We start from the raw sequence: 19,459 nt of genomic DNA on the forward strand, positions 1-19,459 counted from the left end.
TCGAGGGCTCCTCATGCACTTCCAACACGCAGACGATATCTGGCGCGACTTCCCGGAGCTGAGCGCCGGTACGCTTTTCATCAGCGGCATAAGCGGCGACGTTTCGGTCGAGGACCATATTCACCGTTTCCAGGCGATCGCGAATGACCGCCTGGAAACGGCCTCGGAAAGCGACCTGCCGGCAATCCAGGCCTGGCGCCGGACCTTTGCCAGGATGGGGCTGAAGCCGACGCAATATCGCTCGGCTTCTGAAGCCTTGCTCCGACGCTTCCGGAAGGAAGGCAGCTTGCCGGCGATCCATCCGTTGATTGACCTCTGCAACGCCACCTCGCTCGCCTTCGCGATCCCGATCGCCGTCTTCGACCTCTCCCACGTCAGCGGTTTTCTGCACGTCCGCCGGGYGGCCGGCAGCGAGACCTATCTGACCTTCTCAGGAGAGACGGAAAACCCGGAGCCCGGCGAAGTGATCTTTGCAGATGACGAAGGGCAGGCGCATGCCCGGCGCTGGACCAATCGGCAGAGCGGCCACTCGGCGATCCGACCTCAAACGACGCATGCACTGATCGTTGCCGAAGCCCTGCACGGGACGGCACAAGAAGATGTCATGCGGTTGATCGTCACGCTTTCGGAGGCGATCGCCGCAGCCTGGGGCGCTCGCCCGAGCACGGCCATGCTCGATCGCTCGTCGCCGCGTTTCGACTTTTCGATTTAGGGGGCATTCAGATATGACGCATCGGCGCCGAGGTGCTGGCCGGCGCCCTTGGGCACCGGCCGGAGCGAAATCGATCAGGCCGCCTTGGCGACGTGATATTCCTTGATCGCAACCATCTTGATCGCCGGATAGCGCTCCGCCTCGTAACGCAGCGAGAAGCTGTCCTGTGCGAGAAACACCGGGTCGCCATCGAGATCGCGGGCGATGTCGCCACGACGGGCCGTGACGAACTTGTCGAGTTCGGCAGGCTGGTCGGAGGAAATCCAGCGGCAGACCGAGAAGCGCGACATTTCGAAGGATACCGGCAGGCCGTATTCTGCCTGCAGGCGCTCCTTCAACACGTCGAGCTGCAGAGCGCCGACGACGCCGACGATTGCCGGCGAGCCGTCTTCCGGCGAGAACAGCTGCACGACGCCCTCTTCGGCCATCTGCTGCAGCGCTTCCTTCAGCTTCTTCGCCTTCATCGCGTCTTCCAAGCGCACGCGGCGCAGGATTTCAGGCGAGAAGTTCGGCACACCCTGGAACACCAGCGGCTCACCCTCGGTCAGCGTGTCGCCGATGCGGAGCGTACCGTGGTTCGGGATGCCGACGACGTCGCCGGCGTAAGCGGTGTCGGCGAGCTGGCGCTGCGAGGCGAAGAAGAATTGCGGGGCGCTGAGGCCCAGCTGCTTGCCGGTGCGCGACAGCCGCGCCTTCATGCCGCGCTCGAGCTTGCCGGAGCAGACGCGGGCAAAGGCGATACGGTCGCGATGGTTCGGGTCCATGTTGGCCTGGATCTTGAAGACAAAGGCCGTCATCTTGTCATCGGTGGCGTGCACCGTGCGAATATCCGCGACCTGGTCGCGCGGCGGCGGCGCGATGTCGCCGAGCGCGTTGATGAGGTCGCGCACACCGAAGTTGCGCAGTGCCGAGCCAAAGAACACCGGTGTCAAATGGCCTTCGAGGAAGGCCTTCTTGTCGAAGGGCTTGCAAGCCTCGATCGCCAGCATCAGTTCTTCGGTAAAGGCACCGCGCTCGTTTTCCGGCAGGCGATGGGAGGCCATTTCCGGACCGTTGACCTTGGTCGGGATTTCCTGCGTGTCAGAGCCGCGCACCGTGTTGTCGGCCAGGTGATAGGAGCCGCAGAAGGTCTTCGAGCGGCCGATCGGCCAGGTCACAGGCGCGCAGTCGAGCGCCAGCTTTTCCTCGACCTCGTCCAGAATCTCGAAGGGATCGCGGCTTTCGCGGTCCATCTTGTTGACGAAGGTAATGATCGGAATGTCGCGCATGCGGCAGACTTCGAAGAGCTTCAGCGTGCGCGGCTCGATACCCTTGGCGGCGTCGATGACCATGACGGCCGCATCCACCGCCGTCAGGGTGCGGTAGGTATCGTCGGCGAAGTCTTCGTGACCGGGCGTATCGAGAATGTTGAAGACGTTGCCGCCATATTCGAAGGTCATCACCGAGGTGACGACCGAGATGCCGCGCTCACGCTCGATCTTCATCCAGTCCGAGCGGGTCTGAATGCGATCCTTCTTGGCCTTGACCTCACCGGCGAGCTGGATAGCACCGCCGAACAGCAGCAACTTTTCCGTGAGCGTGGTCTTACCGGCGTCCGGGTGCGCAATGATCGCAAATGTGCGGCGGCGGGAGACCGCCTCGGCGAGAGTTTCAGCCATGTCGTAAAATCCTGTGAGTTGCCGCGTCCTTTACAGGCTCGGCCCTGATTATGCAATTGACCGCGGCGCCCGCGGCCCGGCTTATGCGGGCATGAGCACGCACCCTTCCGTATCCCGCCCGACCCTCAACCTCGTTCGCCTGCCGCACGGCGAAGGCCTGGAGCTTCCGGCCTACGAGACCGCAGGCGCCGCCGGCATGGATTTGCGGGCCGCCGTTCCCGCAGACCGGCCGCTCATGCTCACCCCGGGCAAGCGCGCCCTGGTGCCGTCAGGTTTCATTTTCGAAGTCCCCGCTGGCTACGAAGCGCAGATCCGCCCGCGCTCGGGCCTTGCCTTCAAACACGGCATCACCTGCCTCAACACGCCAGGCACCATCGACAGCGACTATCGCGGCGAAGTGAAGGTGCTGCTCGTCAATCTCGGCGACGAGGATTTCCTCATCGAGCGCGGCATGCGCATTGCCCAGATGGTGATCGCGCCCGTGACCCAGGTTGCGGTCCGCGAGGCAGACGGGGCCAGCGAGACGGCACGCGGCGCCGGCGGCTTCGGCTCGACCGGCGTTTAAGCCGGACTTCCCATTAAACCAGCGGCGGCAGGCGGCGCTTGACCGGCGACGACTTGACGATCGAGGTGTTGGTCTGCGCCTTCTCGGCAATGCGGTCGAGGATCGTGTCGAGCTGCGCCATGTCGCGCACGAAGAGCTTGGCGATGAAGCAATCGTCGCCGGTGACCTTGTCGCATTCGACGATCTCGGGCGTGTCCTGGATCAGCCGCTCGACAATGTGCAGCATGCCCGGCATCGGCCGCACGCGGATGACCGCCTGCAGGGGATAGCCGACCTTCACCGGATTAAGCGCAATGGTAAAGCCATCGAGAATGCCGCGCTCTTCCAGCTTGCGCAGGCGATCCGCGGCACTCGGCGAGGATAGCCCGGACTCCTGCGCCAGCTCCTTCAGCGACACCCGTGCATTGGCGGCAAGAATGTCGAGGATTCGTCGGTCAATCTCGTCCAACATCACGGCACCATAAGTCACAACAGCAAACAGAACTTCGATAATTAGGCAATCTAGCACAATTGCCTTCTTACATCCATGGGAAAGGCGGCAGGCTCCAGCTATTCTCCGATCATCAACATGGAGCAGCATCATGAACACCGAACTCAAACGCGGCAGCATCGAGATGACGGCAGCAATGCTGATCTCCGGGACCATCGGCTGGTTCGTGCTGCTGTCCGGACAGCCGGTAACGAGCGTCGTGTTCTGGCGCTGCGTCTTCGGGGCGGTGACGCTCTTTGCCATCGCCTGGGCGCTTGGGCTGCTCGACCGTCGCCACTTCAGCCGGCGGATGCTGCTGCTTTCCGTCCTTGGAGGCATCGCGATCGTCGTCAACTGGCTGCTGCTCTTTGCCGCCTATTCCCATGCCTCGATCTCGATCGCGACCATGGTCTACAATACCCAGCCCTTCATGCTCCTGGGGCTCGGCGCGCTGTTTCTCGGCGAGAGGATCACCACCACCAAGATCTTCTGGCTCTCGGTCTCCTTTGCCGGCATGCTCGCGATCATCGCGGCCAAGCCCGGCCAAGGTTTCGCGCCGGAGAGCTATCTGATCGGCGTCGCCCTTTCGATCGGCGCCGCCTTCTTCTATGCGATCGCGGCGATTGCGACGAAGCTGCTCAAGGGCACGCCGCCGCATCTGATCGCACTGATCCAGGTGATCACCGGCACCCTGATGCTGGCGCCGATGGCGCTTGCGGCCCCTGCCCCGTCCGGAGGGGCGCAATGGTCGATCCTCGTCACCGTCGGCGTCATCCACACCGGGCTGATGTATGTGCTGCTCTACGGCGCGATCCAGCGACTGCCGACGCATATGACCGGAGCGCTTTCCTTCATCTATCCGATCGCTGCGATCGTCGTCGACCGCATTGCCTTCGGCCACCAGTTGCAGCCGATCCAGATCCTCGGCTCGATTGCGATCCTGATTGCCGCCGCGGGCATGAATCTCGGCTGGCAACTTCGCCTGCCCTCTTTTATCAAGCGTAAGCGCGAAGGGAGAACTGCATGATCACCTGCTACCTGAAATACGTCATCGACCCATATAAAGCGGCCGAGTTCGAGCACTATGCCAAGCTCTGGATACCGCTGGTCAACCGCCTCGGCGGCACGCATCACGGCTACTTCCTGCCGCATGAAGGGGCGAACAACATCGCGCTCGCGCTGTTCAGCTTTCCGAGCCTTGCCGCCTACGAGACCTACCGCAAGGAGATGGCTGCGGATCCGGAATGCCAGGAAGCCTTCGCCTATGCCGAAAAGACGCGCTGCATCGTCAGCTACGAGCGCAGCTTCATGCGGCCGGTTTTCGAGTAAGCCAGCTCCGGGCTTGAGAGAGGCATCGGCAAGCGCGCGTTAGCGCCGTGCCTCCGACGCCATGCTCAGCGCAAAGCCGAACAGCGCCGTCCCCATCGCCCAGCGCTGCACCACCATGAACAGTGGCCGACCGGCGAGGAAGGCGGCGATGCCGCTGGCCGCAAGCGCAATCATCGCGTTGACGGTGACGCTGGTCATGATCTGGATCGAGCCGAAGACCAGCGACTGGCCAAGCACGTTGCCAAGCTCAGGCCGGATGAATTGGGGCAGCAGCGAGAGGTAGAGCACCGCCACCTTGGGATTGAGCAGGCTCGTCAGAAACCCCATGGCGAACAGCTTCTTCGGCCCATCCTTCGGCAAATGCTTGATCTGAAAAGGCGAACGCCCACCGGGCCGCACAGCCTGCCAGGCGAGATAGAGCAGATAGCCGACRCCGGCGATCCGAAGGGCGTCATAGGCGAAGGGCACCGCCAACAGGAGTGCGGTGATACCGAGCGCGGCCGAGACCATGTAGACGACGAAACCGAGCGCCACGCCACCGAGCGAGATCAAGCCGGCACCCGGCCCCTGACTGATCGATCGCGAGATCAGGTAGATCATGTTTGGCCCCGGCGTCAGCACCATGCCGAGAGCAAGCAGGGCAAAGCCGATCATGTCTTTCAACTCGGGCATGGAGAGGCGCCTTTCGCTCGTTTTCTGCAAGCTCTACCGATCCGGCGCCAGCGGACAATGCGAGACTTGTCACCGGATCAATTTTGTCGCCGCGTGCCATTGGTCGTCACTCCTTGATTTCCCTTTTCGCGCCGTTTGCGCTAGAAACCGGCATCACCATCGGAAGGAAGTCCCATGACGCTCGCGGCCCTTATCGCCTATAGCGGCGCGCTCTTCATCGCTGCAGCCATCCCAGGCCCCGGCGTGACGGCGCTCGTTGCGCGCGCTCTCGGCTCCGGCTTTCGCGAAACCTTCTTCATGGGTCTCGGCGTCATCCTCGGCGACATGATCTACCTGACGGCGGTCGTGCTCGGGCTGGCGCTGATCGCCCAGACCTTCACCACCCTCTTCCTGGTGGTAAAACTCGCCGGCGTCCTCTATCTCGGCTATATCGCCTGGAAGCTCTGGACCGCGGGGCTGCTGCCCGAGGATATCAAGGCGAAGCCCTCGACGAATGCGGCGATGTCCTTCCTCTCCGGCCTGCTCGTCACGCTCGGAAACCCGAAGACGATGCTGTTTTATGTGGCGCTGGTGCCGACGCTGATCGACATCGCGGCGATCGGCCCGCGCGACTACGGCCTGCTGCTGACCGCAACCTTCCTTGTGCTCCTGACAGTGCTCGTTCCCTACATGTTGCTCGCCGCACGCGCACGCCTTCTGCTCAAGCAACCCAAGGCACTGAAGGCGCTGAACCGCGTTGCCGCCAGCGTGCTCGCCGGAACGGCCGCCTACATCGCCGTCCGCGCGAGCTGAAAAAACTTTTCCCGAACAACGACTTCGCCGGTGGTTTTTCCTTCGGCGGATCGTCGCTCCGTGTTTGCCGTTCTGGAATTGCGCGGCCATTGTTCCTATTCTTAAAGCGCGTCGCGATCTTCAGATCCGCTCGCCGCGCTTCAAGTTTATGGTTTTTCGCATGTCGTTATCACAGAACCGCTGCACACTTTTGTGCGACATGCTTTAGGCCAAGAGTTCACGCCCAAGGGAGAAACCGATGTCCGACACACGCAAGCCCGGCCGCGGCCGCGTCTATTCCTCGATCACGGAAACGATCGGCGACACGCCCATCGTGCGACTGGACAAGCTTGCCAAGGAAAAGGGTGTCAAGGCGAACCTGCTCGCCAAGCTCGAATTCTTCAACCCGATCGCCTCGGTCAAGGACCGCATCGGCGTGGCGATGATCGAGAGCCTGGAAGCGCAAGGCAAGATTACACCCGGCCGCACGACGCTGATCGAGCCGACCTCGGGCAATACCGGCATCGCGCTCGCCTTCGTCGCCGCCGCCAAGGGCTACAAGCTGATCCTCACCATGCCGGAGACCATGTCAGTCGAGCGGCGCAAGATGCTGGCTCTGTTCGGCGCCGAACTGGTGCTGACTGAAGGCGCGAAGGGCATGAAGGGCGCGATCGCCAAGGCGCAGGAACTGGTCGAGACGTTGCCGGACGCGATTATTCCGCAACAGTTCGAAAACCCGGCCAATCCGGAAATTCACCGCAGGACGACGGCAGAGGAAATCTGGAACGACACCGACGGTGCTGTCGACATCTTCGTGTCCGGCATCGGCACAGGCGGCACGATTACCGGCGCCGGCCAGGTGCTGAAGGCGCGCAAGCCGTCGATCAAGGTCATCGCCGTCGAGCCGGAGGAATCTCCCGTGCTTTCCGGCGGCAATCCCGGGCCGCACAAGATCCAGGGCATCGGCGCGGGCTTCGCCCCTGCGATCCTCGACACCACGGTCTATGACGAGATCGTCACGGTCAACAGCACTGAAGCGATCGAGGCCGCCCGCCTCGTCGCAAGACTTGAAGGCGTGCCGGTCGGTATTTCTGCAGGCGCAGCACTGACCGCCGCGATCGAGGTCGGCCAGCGCGAGGAAAATGCCGGCAAGACCATCGTCGTCATCATCCCATCCTTTGCCGAGCGCTATCTCTCGACGGTGCTGTTCGAGGGTCTGGGTGGTTAGTCCACTGCTCTCCAACGTTCCGTAAGGGCGCCGAGGGCGCCCTTTTTTCGTTCTGCCTTGCGGCCGGCAGCCCCGCTTCAGCCAGCCTGCTCGGTGAAGCCAGCGAGATTGGCGAGCGTCGAGCGAAGGCCGGCGTCGTGATCCTCCTTGGAAATCCCCTCCGGCACGTTCTCGCAGGTGACGCTGACGTGGGTGCCATCTGCCAGCGGCTCCAGCGCCCAGGTGATCCGCATCGTCCCGGCAAGGGCCGGATCGTCGGATTGAAACTCGGACTCCTGCACCACGCACCGATCCTGCTCCAACGCGACGAAGCGGCCAGAAACAATGTCGGTGTCCTCCGAGCTCTTGCCCTGCGTCCTGTCGTCCGGCGCCTCGTAGATCAGTTCCATGCGGAAGAGGCCGCCGACATGGGGCTCAAAAGTACGCACCTGCCCCTTCATGCCTTCGGGCGGCAACCAGACCGCAACGGCAACGGGATCGATGAGCGCGGCATAGATGACTGATGGCGGCGCCTTGATCAGACGTTCGGCGCGATCGGTTCTTCTGCCGTCTGATGCATCCGTCATCCGGTTCACTCCCTGTCGGCTAATTCAAGGATGATTGTACCGGAGTTTGCGGCGGCGGTGAGATACACCTCATCCGCATCGCGCGAGATCGACAAGCGCGGCGCTGACCCGGGAAAGACCCGTCCATCACAAGACTGATCAGCGCGTCCAAGCGTTTCGAGCAGCGGCTATGCCTGGGGGAGAACATAGTGTCGGAACCTCAAAACAAGAAAACATGGATCGATTGCCGCACTGGGGCGATCGCTATGCCGCCGCCTGCAGCCGCTCGCCGGCGATCCGATAGGAAATCGCTTCGGCAAGATGAATACGGCCGACCGTTGCGGCACCGTCGAGATCGGCGAGGGTGCGGGCGACCTTCAGCACGCGATGGTAACCTCGGGCGGAGAATTTCATCTTTTCGGCCGCATCCCGCAGAAGCTGCAGCCCCGCCGCGTCGGGTGCTGCGATCTTCTCGATCAGCGAGGTCGACGCGCGGGCATTGCTGGTCAGGTCCGCGCGGCCGAGGACGGCAAAGCGGTCGATCTGCATGGCACGGGCGCGAGCGACACGACGCGCAACGACCTCACTGATTTCGGCCGCCGCCGGCTTCAGCAGATCGGCGGCGCTGACGGCCGGCACGTCGATGCGGATATCGATGCGGTCCATCAGCGGACCGGAGATACGCGCCTGATAGTCGGACATGCAGCGCGGCCCGCGGGCGCAGCTGCGGCCGGGCTCGCCGGCCATCCCGCAGCGGCAGGGATTCATGGCGGCAACGAGCTGGATCGCGGCGGGATAGCTCACCCGGTGATTGGCGCGGGCGATGATGCATTCGGCAGTCTCGAGCGGCTGGCGCAGCGCGTCGAGCACCTGCGGCGAGAATTCCGGAAACTCGTCGAGGAACAGCACGCCGTTATGGGCGAGCGAGGCCTCGCCGGGCTTGGCGCGCAAGCCACCACCGACCATGGCCGCCATGGTCGCGGAGTGGTGCGGCGTGCGGAACGGCCGCCGGTCCGACAGCTTGCCGCCCGGCAGTTGCCCGGCGATCGAATGGATCATCGAGACTTCGAGAAGCTCGGCCGGATTGAGCGGCGGCAGGATCGACGGCAGGCGGGCGGCGAGCATCGACTTGCCTGATCCGGGCGGGCCAACCATCAAGAGATTGTGGTTGCCGGCAGCGGCCACCTCAAGCGCGCGCTTGGCGCTCTCCTGGCCCTTGATATCGGCGAGGTCGGGCAGGTTAGATGCGCCCGAGCGGATTGCGGCCTCCGGCCGCGAAAGCACCTGCGTGCCGCGGAAATGGTTGGCGATGGCGATCAGGCTGCGCGGCGCCAGGATATCGATCTCGGCCCCGGCCCAGGCCGCCTCGGGTCCGCTTTCGGCCGGGCAGATCAGCCCTTTGCCGAGCGCATTGGCGCCGATTGCCGCAGGAAGCGCACCGGCAACTGCGGCAATGGTGCCATCGAGATTGAGTTCGCCGATCACAACGTATGGCGCCAGTGCATCGCCGGGGATGGCGCCGAGGGCTGCCATCAGCCCGAGTGCGATGGCGAGGTCGAAATGGCTGCCTTCCTTCGGCAGGTCGGCGGGCGCGAGATTGACGGTGACCCGCTTAGCCGGCAGGGCGAGACCGGAGGCATGCAACGCGGCCTGTACCCGCTCGCGGCTTTCGGCGACGGCCTTGTCCGGCAGGCCGACGATCTGCATGCCGACCTTGCCCGGCGCGACCATCACCTGCACGTCAACAGGCAGTCCCTCGATACCCTGAAATGCCACCGTGCTGACGCGCGCGACCATGCTTGCCCCCTCGCCCAGGCAGCCCGGCTATCGGGCGCCGCAACCGCCCAGAGTTGCAGACAGAAGCCTTGCACGGATAACGCACAAAAACAAGAACAATTACAGAACATTCGAAAGGAGGCGGACGCACCGACAAAGGTGCAGTTCCGGCAAACGGCCGCGGGCGAAGGCCCGCAGCACGCTTCGTCGACCGGAGTAGTCTATCCGCTAGCGCCGATCAGGCGCGCTTGCGCTCGATCGCATCCCAGAGAAGGCTGGCGACATCGGCGCCGCCGAACTTCTTGACTTCGCGAATGCCGGTCGGCGAGGTCACGTTGATCTCGGTCATGTAGTCGCCGATGACGTCGATGCCGACGAAGAGGAAGCCGCGGGCCTTCAGCGCCGGAGCGATGCGTTCGCAGATTTCCTTTTCGCGCGCCGTCAGTTCGGTCGGCTCCGGGCGGCCGCCGGCATGCATGTTGGAGCGGGCGTCATGCTCGGCCGGAACGCGGTTGATGGCGCCGACCGGCTCGCCGTCGACGAGCAGGATGCGCTTGTCGCCCTTGCGCACCGCCGGCAGGTATTCCTGGGCGATGAAGGGCTCGCGGAACATCTGGCCGAACATTTCCAGAAGAGAAGAGAGGTTGCGATCGTCGCGCGTCGAATGGAAAACGCCGGCGCCGCCATTGCCGTAGAGCGGCTTCAGGATGATGTCGCCCATCTCCTGGCGGAAGCTGGCGATTTCGGCGGGGTCGCGGGTGATCAGCGTCTTCGGCATCAGGTCGGCAAATTCGGTGACGAAGATCTTCTCCGGCGAATTGCGCACCCAGGCCGGATCATTGACGACCAGCGTCTTCGGATGCAGGCGCTCGAGAAGATGCGTCGAGGTGATGTAGGCCATGTCGAAGGGCGGATCCTGGCGGAGCAGGATGACGTCCATCGTCGAAAGATCGACGCGCTCGGCTTCGCCAAGCGTGAAGTGATCGCCCTTGACGTCGCGCAGCGTCATCTGCTGCGCGCTCGCATAGACCTTGCCGTCGCGCAGCGACAGTTTCTCAGGCGTATAGTGGAAGAGACGATAGCCGCGCGACTGTGCCTCGAGGCTCATGGCGAAGGTGGAATCCCCCGCGATGTTGATGCCCGAGACATGGTCCATCTGGACCCCGACATTGACGATTTTCGCCATCTACCCATCCCTCATGGATCACGGATAGCCGTGATCGATTTCAAACCGCCGGAACGGAAGAGGACGGAAAACCGCTGCCCTCTGCCGCACTGGCAAAGCCCTCGACATGTAGAATGCGGGCGCGCCTTAGGCAAGGAGAGGCGAGCCTATTCAAAGCCCTCAATGGCGCAGGTGATGAGATCGTGGTCCGAAAGCGGACGACCGGTTTCATCGAGCGAGGGGACGACGCGGGTCTCGCCGATCTTCAAACCGCGCGACAGGAACCAGTCGAGCTTCATCGCCCGCTCCGGCCAGCGGGTGATGAGGCTCGGACGCGTGGTCATGATGTCGAGCGAGCCGCCGTGGCGGGTAAAGCCGCGTGCGGCACTGACGGCAAAGAGGCCTTCGGCCTCGAAGTCGCCGCCGGCGTGGTTGCCGGTGTTGAGATCGCCGCCGATCAGCACCGGCAGGCCCGGGAAAGTCTCGTCGAGGGCATCGATCAATTCCTTGACCTGGCGCTCGCGATAGACGGCGGTCGTTGCGCTTTCGAGATGAGTGGCGACGGCGACGAAGGACCCCGCCTCGGTCTCGATGACGGCGCCGATCGCAAAGCGCTCGCCAAGGCGCGGCTGCTCGCCATCGGTGAACCAGAGGCGTTCGCCCCACAGGCGTAACAGGAACGGACGGCCGAGCGGCATCGATGCCATCAGCGCATTGCCGTGAAACCCTTTGGCGTTGAAATCGTCCTCGCAGAATTCGCGCTCGGTGTCGGAGCCGAGGCCAAGCTCGATGAACTCGATGCCATAGGCGTATTGCATGCCGAGCGTATCGGCGACTTCGGCGGTCGGATGACGCTGGCCGGTACGGGCCATGCCGTTGTCCATTTCCGAAAGCAGGACGACCGGAGCATTCGTTGCGGCCAGATGCGCGGCACTTTCCGCCGGGAACAGGCAGCGTTCCAGGTTCCAGGCAGCAACGGTGAACGGAAAGGCGAGCGGCGTATCCGACGAAGGCGTGCCGCCGACCTCGATGCTGTTCATCTCCGGGCGTGCGCCCATGGCGGCGTCATGGGCCGCAATGGTGCGCACGATCGACGCAAATCCCTCGCGCAGTTCGAGCGAGGGAACGGCTAGCTGCTCTACGATTTCAAAGATCACGATGCGGTCTCCAGACGAAGGGTCTGCGCCGAGGCTTCGCCCGCAAACGACGTGCCGCGCTCCAGCCGCTTGCCAGTCTCCGGCGAGAAGAAATGCAGGCGGTCGACGGCGATGGTTACAGCGAGATCGCCCGACAGCGGCGTTTCCGGCGACAGCGCGATGGTGAGGGCCTGGCCCTCGACGGTGCCATGCACGAGCCGCTGGGCGCCCAGTTCCTCGACATAGTCGACCTGGAGCAGCATCGCGTCTTCGCCGACACCGGCAAGCCGGAGATCCTCAGCGCGCAGGCCAACGGTCACAGCGCCCTCCACCGGCGCGCGGCCGGCGAGGTCTATCCGGTGGAGGCCGATCTGCAGGCTGCCGCCTTCGATGTGTCCCTTGACGAGGTTCATCGCCGGCGAACCGATGAAGCTCGCAACGAAGGTCGAGGCCGGACGGTGGTAGACGTCGAGCGGCCGGCCGATCTGCTCGATGCGGCCGCCATTCAGAACCACCAGCCGGTCGGCGAGCGTCATCGCCTCGAGCTGGTCGTGGGTGACGTAGAGCGAGGTCGTGCCGAGGCGCTTCTGCAGGCGCTTGATTTCGCCGCGCATCGAGACACGCAGCTTGGCATCGAGATTGGAGAGCGGCTCGTCGAACAGGAAGGCCGCCGGCTTGCGTACGATGGCGCGGCCCATGGCGACACGCTGGCGCTGGCCGCCGGAGAGCGCGCGGGGTTTACGGGAAAGATAGGGCTCAATCTCCAGCATGCGTGCGGCTTCGGCGACACGGGCGTCGATCTCGGCCTTCGGGGTCTTCCGGTTCTTCAGGCCGTAGGCGAGGTTGTCGTAAACAGTCATGTGCGGATAGAGCGCGTAGTTCTGGAAGACCATGGCGATATCGCGCTCGGCCGGATCGACGTCGTTGATCACGCGCGAGCCGATCGTGACCGTGCCCTTGGAGATCGTTTCAAGGCCAGCGACCATGCGCAGGAGCGTGGACTTGCCGCAGCCGGACGGGCCGACCAGCACGATGAATTCGCCGTCCTCGATGTCGATCGAGACGGATTTCACCGCCTCGACATTGCCGTGATAGATCTTCGAGACCTCGGCGATGGTAATGGCCGCCATGGCTGCCTCCGTAAATTTGGTGTCGTTTCAGAAGCGGGCGGGACCTTTTGTCCCGCCGCCGCTCCGCTTACTTGTCGCTTTCGGTCAGGCCCTTGATGAACCAGCGCTGGAAGATCACCACGATCATCACAGGCGGCAGCATGGCGAGGATCGCCAGCGCAAAGGCCTCGTTATAGTCAGGAATGTTCGAGCCGACCCAGACGAGAAGGATCTGCTTGATGCCGCGCACCAGGGTGAAGAAGCCTTCGTCGGTGGTCATCAACGTGGGCCAGAGATACTGGTTCCAGCCGTAGACGAACATGATGATGAAGATCGCTGCCATCATGGTGCGCGAGAGCGGCACCAACACGTCGATGAAGAACTTGAACGGCCCGGCGCCATCGATGCGCGCCGCCTCCAGCAACTCGTCCGGCACCGACTTGAAGAACTGCCGGAAATAGAAGGTGCCGGTCGCAGACGCCAGCAGCGGCACGATCAAGCCGGTATAGGTGTTCGTCAGCCTCAGCGTGTTCATCACTTCGTAGGAGGGAAGGATGCGCACTTCGAGCGGCAGGAGCAGCGTCGTGAAGATCACCCAGAAGAAGAACGTCGCCAGCGGAAAGCGGAAGTAGACCAGCGCATAGGCCGCGAGCATGGAGAGCACGATCTTGCCGACGGCGAAGCCAAGCCCGAGGATCATCGAGTTCAGCATCATGTTGAAGCCGGTGATCTTGCCGGTGAAGCCGCCCTGACGCGTCAGCACGGTCTGATAGGTCTCGACGAAATGGCCGCCCCAGGTGAGGCTCAGGCCGTTGCGGTGGATATCGGCCGCCTCGTGCGTCGAGGTCATGAAGGCGACGACAACCGGCGCCACCATGATGAAGACGCCGAAGAGCAGGATGATGTGGTCGAAAATCTTGGTGCGATACATCGGCCCGACCTCAGTTGTAGTGCACGCGCCGCTCGATGAAGCGGAACTGGAAGATGGTGAGAACGAAAACGATCAGCATCAGGATCACCGATTGGGCCGAAGAGCCGCCGAGATCGTTGCCGCGGAAACCGTCCATGTAGACCTTGTAGACAAGGGTGATCGGATTGTTGGCGGCCTTGTCCTTCACCATCACATCGATGACGCCGAAGGTGTCGAACAGCGCATAGGTGACGTTGATGATCAAAAGGAAGAAGGCGGTCGGCGCGAGCAGCGGCAGGATCACCGTCCAGAAGCGACGGAAGCCGGAGCGGCAATCGATCGCCGCTGCCTCGCGCACCGAGACCGGAATGCCCTGGAGCCCTGAGAGGAAGAAGATGAAGTTGTAGGGGATCTGTTTCCAGACCGAAACGACCACCATGGAAAACGCGGTGTCGAAGTACTTCAGGCCAACCTTGATGTCCCAGCCGAACCAGCGGGCGAGCTCGACAATCGGGCCGATATGCTGATCGAAGAACATCATGCCGATGAGGCCGGCGACCGGCGGCGCGATGGCATAGACCCAGATGAGCAGCGTCTTGTAGGCCGCGTTGCCGCGGATGACGCCGTCGGCCTTGACGGCGAGCAGCAGGCCGATCGACAGCGCGAAGAATGTCACCAGCGCTGTGAAGACGGCGGTAAAGCGGGCAATTCCGAGATATTCGCCCGACTTCAGCACGTCGGTATAGTTGGTCATGCCGACGAAGGTCGAGCCAAAGCCGAAGGGGTCCTCGAGATAGAAGGACGACTGGATCGCCTGGACCGACGGCCAGTAGAAGAAAATGAAGATGATCGCGAGCTGCGGCGCGAGGAAGAGGTAGGGCAGGAACGGCGATGAGAACTGCACGCGCTTGGCAGCACTTTCCCCTTCGCCACTCGACTGGCCACCGAAAGACCGGAAGGCGCCGAAGTGACGCCTCCCGGTCCGGGTTCCGGTTCCTCCCCGCGCTGCGGGGAGGAGATCTGTCGCGGTCGACATGGGAGATCAGCCGGCGGTCTTGGCGAAACGAGCGAGCAGCTCGTTGCCTTCCTTCTCGATCGTGTCGAAAGCGTCCTTGACGGTCGTTTCGCCCGAGAAGATGCGGCCGTATTCGCGTTCCATGATTTCTCGGATCTGCGGATAGAAGCCGAGGCGGTAGCCCTTCGACCAGTCGCCGGCCGGCAGCATGAGCTGCTTGATGCCGACTTCAGCGACCGGCTTCTCCTTGTAGTAGCCATCCTTCTGGGCGAGCTCGTAGGCTGCCTTGGTGATGGCAACGTAGCCGGTGGCCTTGTGGTAGAAGTACTGGATCTCGGGCGAGGTCAGGAACTGGAAGAAGTCGGCGACGCACTTGTTTTCTTCATCCGACTTGCCGGACATGGCAAACAGAGCAGCACCACCGATGAAGGAGTTGGTGCCGGCGCCCTTGATCGAACCCCAATAGGGCAGGAAGGTCGCGGAGAACGGCATCTGCGCCGTCTTCTGCAGGCCGCCGAAGGAGCCCGACGAACCGATCCAGAAGGCGGCCTTGCCTTCTTCGAAGACCTTCTGGTTGTCGTTCCAGCCGGCGCCGTAGAAGGCGAAGTAGCCCTCATCCTTCCAGGCCTTCAGCTTGTCGAACATCATGACGAGGTTCGGGTCGGTGACCTTCAGCTGCGTGTCGACGACGGCGTCATAACCGTTGTTGTTGGTGGCGAACTGGATGTTGTTGCGCGAGAAGAAGTTCTCGGTGAACTGCCAGGTGAGCTGCGACTGGACGAGCGGGATGTAGCCGGCTTCCTTCAGCTTCGGGGCAACGGCCTCGAACTCTTCCCAGGTCTTCGGCGCTTCGACGCCGGCCTTCTTGAGCGCCTCGTCGTTGATGTACATGATCGGCGCCGACGAGTTGAACGGCATGCCGACGAACTTGCCTTCGCTGTCGGCGTAGAAGTAGCGCACGCCATCGATGAAAGCGTTGCGGTCGAAGTTGTGGCCGGCCTTGATGATCAGGTCCTCGGCCGGGATGACCGCGCCCTTGGCGTTGATGATGGTGGCGGCGCCGGCGTCAAACACCTGCAGGATGTTCGGCTGTTCGCCCGAGCGGAAAGCGGCGATGCCGGATGCGAGCGCCTCTTCATAGGTGCCCTTCGAAACCGGGGTCAGCGCACAGGCGCTCTGGGCTTCGTTGAACTTCTTGGAAACTTCATTGATGACTTCGCCGTTGCGGCCGGCCATGCCGTGCCACCAGGTGATGTTGGTTGCGGCAAACGACGACGTTGCGGAAAAAGCAATAGTAAGGGCTGCGAGCGAAAACTTCTTGAACATGACTGTCCTCTCCACCGGATTACGGATGGCAGTGGACTAGTGACCTTCAATGACAGGCTGGTTACGCTTTTGTGTCGGAACGATTACAAATTCGAGAATATGTTCCAAGTCGAGGCGCGGACGGAACGCATCAACCATTTCCTCCTCGGCCGCGCCGCCTCAAAAGGCGTCCGGCAGATGCCGCGGCCAAGCCCACGGCGTCACCGTGACGATATCGTAACGTACTGAAAGCCTGTTGAAATCCGGTTGTTTGGCGAGCCAGAGATCGCTCGCGGCACGTATGCGCTTTTGCGCGGTGGCCGTCACCGCGAAGACGCCTTCATCAGCAGAGCGGCGGGCCTTGACCTCGACGCAGGCGATGAGATCGCCGCGCCGGGCGATGATGTCGATCTCGCCGAGCTTGGTGCGGTGGCGCATGGCGACGATGCGATAACCCTTCAGCAACAGGCAGAGCGCCGCGCGATACTCGGCGAGGTATCCCCGCCTGAGCGCCTTCAGCTTCCGCCGATCGCCCGCATCAGTCGTCATGGCGCTCCTTCAGTTGCAGCAGCCGGTCATAGAGTTCCTTGCGCGGCAAGCCGGTCTGGCGAGCGGCTTCGGTTGCCGCCTTTCCGGCCGGCATGGCGGCGATGAGGCTTTGTAGCAGCGCGTCGACATCGGCCGCTTCCGGTTCTGGTGCTGCATCCGGCGGGCCGATGACGAGCACGATCTCGCCCTTCACGGCCCCTGCCTCTTCATAATGGGCGGCAAGCTCGCCGAGCGTGCCGCGGCGGAACTCCTCGAAGGTCTTGGTAAGCTCACGGCAGACGGCGGCTCTTCTGCCTTCGCCCAGCACCTCTGAGGCGGCCGCTACCGTCGCGGCGATCCGATGCGGCGATTCAAAGAACATGATGGTCGCGGGAACGGTCGCAAACTCCCTGAGACGATCGCGTTTCGCCTTGTCCTTAGTCGGCAGGAAACCGGCAAAGAGGAAAGCGTCGTTCGGCAGGCCGGAACCGACGAGCGCTGCGAGCGGCGCCGAGGCGCCCGGGATTGGCACGACGCGGTGCCCGGCTTCGATCGCAAGCTGGCCCAGCCGGTAGCCGGGGTCGGAGACGAGCGGTGTGCCGGCGTCGGAGACAAGTGCTACCGATCGCCCTTCGGCAAGCGCTGCAAGCAGCCGGGGGCCGGCCTCGTCCGCATTGTGCTCGTGGTAGGCATAGGGCCGGTTCACGATGCCGTAGCGGTCGAGCAGCACGCGGGTGACCCGCGTGTCCTCGCAGGCAAGCACATCGGCACCGGCCAACGTCTCCAGCGCACGCAGAGTGATATCGCCGAGATTGCCGATCGGGGTTGCCACCAGATAGAGCGCCGCATCGAGCGGGCGGGCCGGAACGCTCACATTGTGCAGCCGATAGCTGCGCTCTCTCTGCCCGCCTGACGGTTCCGGTGTCTTCTGCTTTTCCAACTGTAACGTCCTGATCGTGCTTGCCGATGCCTAGATTTACGATTTCAGGTCGGTCCGACCTGAAATCGTAAATGCCGCTGCTTGAAGCGGGACGCGGGCGGAAAACCGTACGCACTTTTCCTCATCCCGCTCTCGTTCGGTCTTTATGAGTGAGCCCGTATGACAGAGCAAGGGCAAGGCAGCGGGGCTACGTGCCGCATCTGGGGACAGAAGCCTTCAAACCCCTTGCTTTCCGGGCGCTGTTTCTGCCATTTTGCCGGTCCACATCTTTCCGGTCCGTCGGCCGGGACACTCGCAGTTGACGCTCAGGCGGGCGCCTCGTCCGCCGGGCAATGGTTGAAAGCGGCATCCCATGCGCATTACTCTCGAGCGGTCCAACCTCCTGAAATCGCTGAACCACGTGCACCGCGTGGTGGAGCGGCGAAACACGATCCCGATCCTCTCGAACGTGCTCCTGCGTTCCGACGGCGCGAGCCTGGAAATGAAGGCGACCGACCTCGACCTCGAAATTACCGAGGCGACCCCGGCGCAGGTGGAACAGGCGGGCGCGACCACGGTGCCGGCACACCTGCTCTATGACATCGTGCGCAAGCTGCCGGACGGCTCGGAAGTGCTGCTCGCAACCAATGCCGAGGGCACGGCGATGACCGTTGCCTCCGGCCGCTCGAAATTTTCGCTGCAGTGCCTGCCGCAATCCGACTTCCCGGATCTCACTGCAGGCAGCTTCTCGCACTCGTTCCGCCTCAAGGCGACTGACCTCAAGATGTTGATCGATCGCACCCAGTTCGCGATCTCGACGGAGGAAACCCGCTACTATCTCAACGGCATCTTCGTCCACACCGTCGAGAGCAAGGGCGAACTGAAGCTGCGCGCCGTCGCCACCGACGGCCACCGTCTGGCGCGCGCCGACGTGGAAGCACCGTCCGGTTCCGAAGGCATGCCGGGCATCATCATCCCGCGCAAGACTGTCAGCGAACTGCAGAAGCTCCTCGACAATCCGGATCTCGTCGTCACGGTCGAAGTGTCCGATGCCAAGATCCGCCTCACCATCGGCTCGATCGTCATGACCTCGAAGCTGATCGACGGCACGTTCCCGGATTACCAGCGCGTGATCCCTGCCAACAACGACAAGGAACTGCGCGTCGATTGCCAGTCCTTCGCCCAGGCCGTCGACCGTGTATCGACGATCTCGTCGGAGCGTGGTCGCGCCGTCAAGCTGGCGCTGAACGAAGGCCAGATGACGCTGACGGTCAACAATCCGGATTCCGGCAGTGCTACCGAAGAACTGCCCGTCGGCTACGATCACGATCCGATCGAGATCGGCTTCAACGCCAAGTATCTGCTCGACATCACCTCGCAGCTGACCGGCACCGATGCGATCTTCATGCTGGCCGATCCAGGTTCGCCGACGCTCGTTCGCGACCTTGCCGCTGAAGATGCGCTCTACGTGCTCATGCCGATGCGCGTGTAACCGGGTCTGACGCGAGGCGAAATGCCAACCCGTCACGCCCACGCGTGGCGGGTTTTTTGTTGGTCGATCCATCCGGCGGCTGTTGATAAGCGGACGCTTTCAGGCGCAGATAGACTTGTTTTTGCCGCAGATGGGGACACATTATGATTGCCGCC

At 63.0% G+C, this 19,459-nt stretch carries 20 protein-coding genes; 7 read left to right on the forward strand and 13 right to left on the reverse strand.

What is annotated here, in order from left to right; translation table 11 throughout:
• The first annotated feature begins 13 nt into the window (after window positions 1-13).
• Window positions 14-712, forward strand: coding sequence for a B3/B4 domain-containing protein (locus AB4Z53_RS04255; RefSeq protein ID WP_441594862.1), 699 nt, complete (start codon window positions 14-16; stop codon window positions 710-712).
• A 74-nt stretch (window positions 713-786) separates the two neighbouring features.
• Here AB4Z53_RS04255 and AB4Z53_RS04260 read toward each other — a convergent pair whose 3' ends face one another.
• Window positions 787-2,370 carry a peptide chain release factor 3 gene (locus AB4Z53_RS04260; protein ID WP_441594864.1) on the reverse strand — a complete coding sequence of 528 codons (1,584 nt, stop codon included), beginning with the start codon at window positions 2,368-2,370 and terminating at the stop codon, window positions 787-789.
• 91 nt (window positions 2,371-2,461) lie between these two features.
• Here AB4Z53_RS04260 and dut point away from each other — a divergent pair, with 91 nt between their 5' ends.
• Window positions 2,462-2,935: a dUTP diphosphatase gene (gene dut / locus AB4Z53_RS04265; RefSeq protein WP_441594866.1), complete on the forward strand. Its 474-nt coding sequence runs from the start codon at window positions 2,462-2,464 to the stop codon at window positions 2,933-2,935.
• Window positions 2,936-2,948: 13 nt separating this feature from the next.
• Here the strand turns inward: dut and AB4Z53_RS04270 are convergent, their stop codons facing one another.
• Window positions 2,949-3,386 (reverse strand): Lrp/AsnC family transcriptional regulator, encoded by a 438-nt coding sequence (locus AB4Z53_RS04270; RefSeq protein WP_113536691.1) that lies wholly within the window; start codon window positions 3,384-3,386, stop codon window positions 2,949-2,951.
• 130 nt (window positions 3,387-3,516) lie between these two features.
• Here AB4Z53_RS04270 and AB4Z53_RS04275 point away from each other — a divergent pair, with 130 nt between their 5' ends.
• Both AB4Z53_RS04275 and AB4Z53_RS04280 read left to right on the forward strand, forming a co-directional pair.
• A complete protein-coding gene (locus AB4Z53_RS04275) occupies window positions 3,517-4,431 on the forward strand; it encodes a DMT family transporter (RefSeq protein ID WP_291150238.1) in 915 nt (304 codons plus the stop codon).
• Window positions 4,428-4,733, forward strand: coding sequence for an NIPSNAP family protein (locus AB4Z53_RS04280; protein WP_113536693.1), 306 nt, complete (start codon window positions 4,428-4,430; stop codon window positions 4,731-4,733). Before AB4Z53_RS04275 ends, AB4Z53_RS04280 begins: the two co-directional genes overlap by 4 nt.
• A 39-nt stretch (window positions 4,734-4,772) precedes the next feature.
• Here AB4Z53_RS04280 and AB4Z53_RS04285 read toward each other — a convergent pair whose 3' ends face one another.
• Window positions 4,773-5,405, reverse strand: a complete 633-nt coding sequence (locus tag AB4Z53_RS04285) for a LysE family translocator (protein WP_441594868.1) — start codon at window positions 5,403-5,405, stop codon at window positions 4,773-4,775.
• 174 nt (window positions 5,406-5,579) lie between these two features.
• Here AB4Z53_RS04285 and AB4Z53_RS04290 point away from each other — a divergent pair, with 174 nt between their 5' ends.
• On the forward strand, window positions 5,580-6,197 hold the full coding sequence (locus AB4Z53_RS04290) for a LysE family translocator (protein ID WP_441594870.1): 618 nt from the start codon (window positions 5,580-5,582) through the stop codon (window positions 6,195-6,197).
• Window positions 6,198-6,435: 238 nt separating this feature from the next.
• Complete coding sequence (gene cysK / locus AB4Z53_RS04295; RefSeq protein WP_291150234.1) at window positions 6,436-7,404, forward strand: cysteine synthase A; 969 nt, start codon at window positions 6,436-6,438, stop codon at window positions 7,402-7,404.
• Window positions 7,405-7,481: 77 nt separating this feature from the next.
• Here cysK and AB4Z53_RS04300 read toward each other — a convergent pair whose 3' ends face one another.
• The 10 genes from AB4Z53_RS04300 to rsmI all read right to left on the reverse strand — a co-directional run bounded on the left by AB4Z53_RS04300 (window position 7,482) and on the right by rsmI (window position 17,833).
• Window positions 7,482-7,970, reverse strand: coding sequence for an SRPBCC domain-containing protein (locus AB4Z53_RS04300; RefSeq protein WP_441594873.1), 489 nt, complete (start codon window positions 7,968-7,970; stop codon window positions 7,482-7,484).
• A 243-nt stretch (window positions 7,971-8,213) separates the two neighbouring features.
• The gene (locus AB4Z53_RS04305) at window positions 8,214-9,746 is read right to left on the reverse strand and encodes a YifB family Mg chelatase-like AAA ATPase (protein ID WP_441594875.1); all 1,533 of its coding nucleotides are present in this window, start codon (window positions 9,744-9,746) and stop codon (window positions 8,214-8,216) included.
• Between the two features lie 217 nt (window positions 9,747-9,963).
• Window positions 9,964-10,911: a glutathione synthase gene (gene gshB, locus AB4Z53_RS04310; RefSeq protein WP_441594877.1), complete on the reverse strand. Its 948-nt coding sequence runs from the start codon at window positions 10,909-10,911 to the stop codon at window positions 9,964-9,966.
• Between the two features lie 146 nt (window positions 10,912-11,057).
• On the reverse strand, window positions 11,058-12,047 hold the full coding sequence (locus tag AB4Z53_RS04315; protein WP_441594879.1) for an endonuclease/exonuclease/phosphatase family protein: 990 nt from the start codon (window positions 12,045-12,047) through the stop codon (window positions 11,058-11,060).
• Window positions 12,044-13,156 carry a sn-glycerol-3-phosphate import ATP-binding protein UgpC gene (locus AB4Z53_RS04320; RefSeq protein ID WP_441594881.1) on the reverse strand — a complete coding sequence of 371 codons (1,113 nt, stop codon included), beginning with the start codon at window positions 13,154-13,156 and terminating at the stop codon, window positions 12,044-12,046. The genes AB4Z53_RS04315 and AB4Z53_RS04320 overlap by 4 nt, the downstream gene beginning before the upstream one ends.
• Window positions 13,157-13,223: 67 nt before the next feature.
• On the reverse strand, window positions 13,224-14,066 hold the full coding sequence (ugpE, locus tag AB4Z53_RS04325; protein WP_441594883.1) for a sn-glycerol-3-phosphate ABC transporter permease UgpE: 843 nt from the start codon (window positions 14,064-14,066) through the stop codon (window positions 13,224-13,226).
• 10 nt (window positions 14,067-14,076) lie between these two features.
• On the reverse strand, window positions 14,077-15,081 hold the full coding sequence (locus AB4Z53_RS04330) for an ABC transporter permease subunit (protein ID WP_441594885.1): 1,005 nt from the start codon (window positions 15,079-15,081) through the stop codon (window positions 14,077-14,079).
• Window positions 15,082-15,087: 6 nt separating this feature from the next.
• Window positions 15,088-16,386, reverse strand: coding sequence for an extracellular solute-binding protein (locus AB4Z53_RS04335; protein ID WP_291150221.1), 1,299 nt, complete (start codon window positions 16,384-16,386; stop codon window positions 15,088-15,090).
• Between the two features lie 159 nt (window positions 16,387-16,545).
• Window positions 16,546-16,914, reverse strand: a complete 369-nt coding sequence (locus tag AB4Z53_RS04340; protein ID WP_113536703.1) for a YraN family protein — start codon at window positions 16,912-16,914, stop codon at window positions 16,546-16,548.
• Window positions 16,904-17,833, reverse strand: coding sequence for a 16S rRNA (cytidine(1402)-2'-O)-methyltransferase (rsmI, locus tag AB4Z53_RS04345; RefSeq protein ID WP_113536704.1), 930 nt, complete (start codon window positions 17,831-17,833; stop codon window positions 16,904-16,906). Before rsmI ends, AB4Z53_RS04340 begins: the two co-directional genes overlap by 11 nt.
• 352 nt (window positions 17,834-18,185) lie before the next feature.
• Here rsmI and dnaN point away from each other — a divergent pair, with 352 nt between their 5' ends.
• Window positions 18,186-19,304 carry a DNA polymerase III subunit beta gene (gene dnaN, locus AB4Z53_RS04350; RefSeq protein ID WP_113536705.1) on the forward strand — a complete coding sequence of 373 codons (1,119 nt, stop codon included), beginning with the start codon at window positions 18,186-18,188 and terminating at the stop codon, window positions 19,302-19,304.
• Window positions 19,305-19,459 lie beyond the last annotated feature (155 nt).

It is taken from the genome of Ensifer sp. 2TAB8, from assembly GCF_052115125.1.
Lineage (GTDB): Bacteria > Pseudomonadota > Alphaproteobacteria > Rhizobiales > Rhizobiaceae > Ensifer.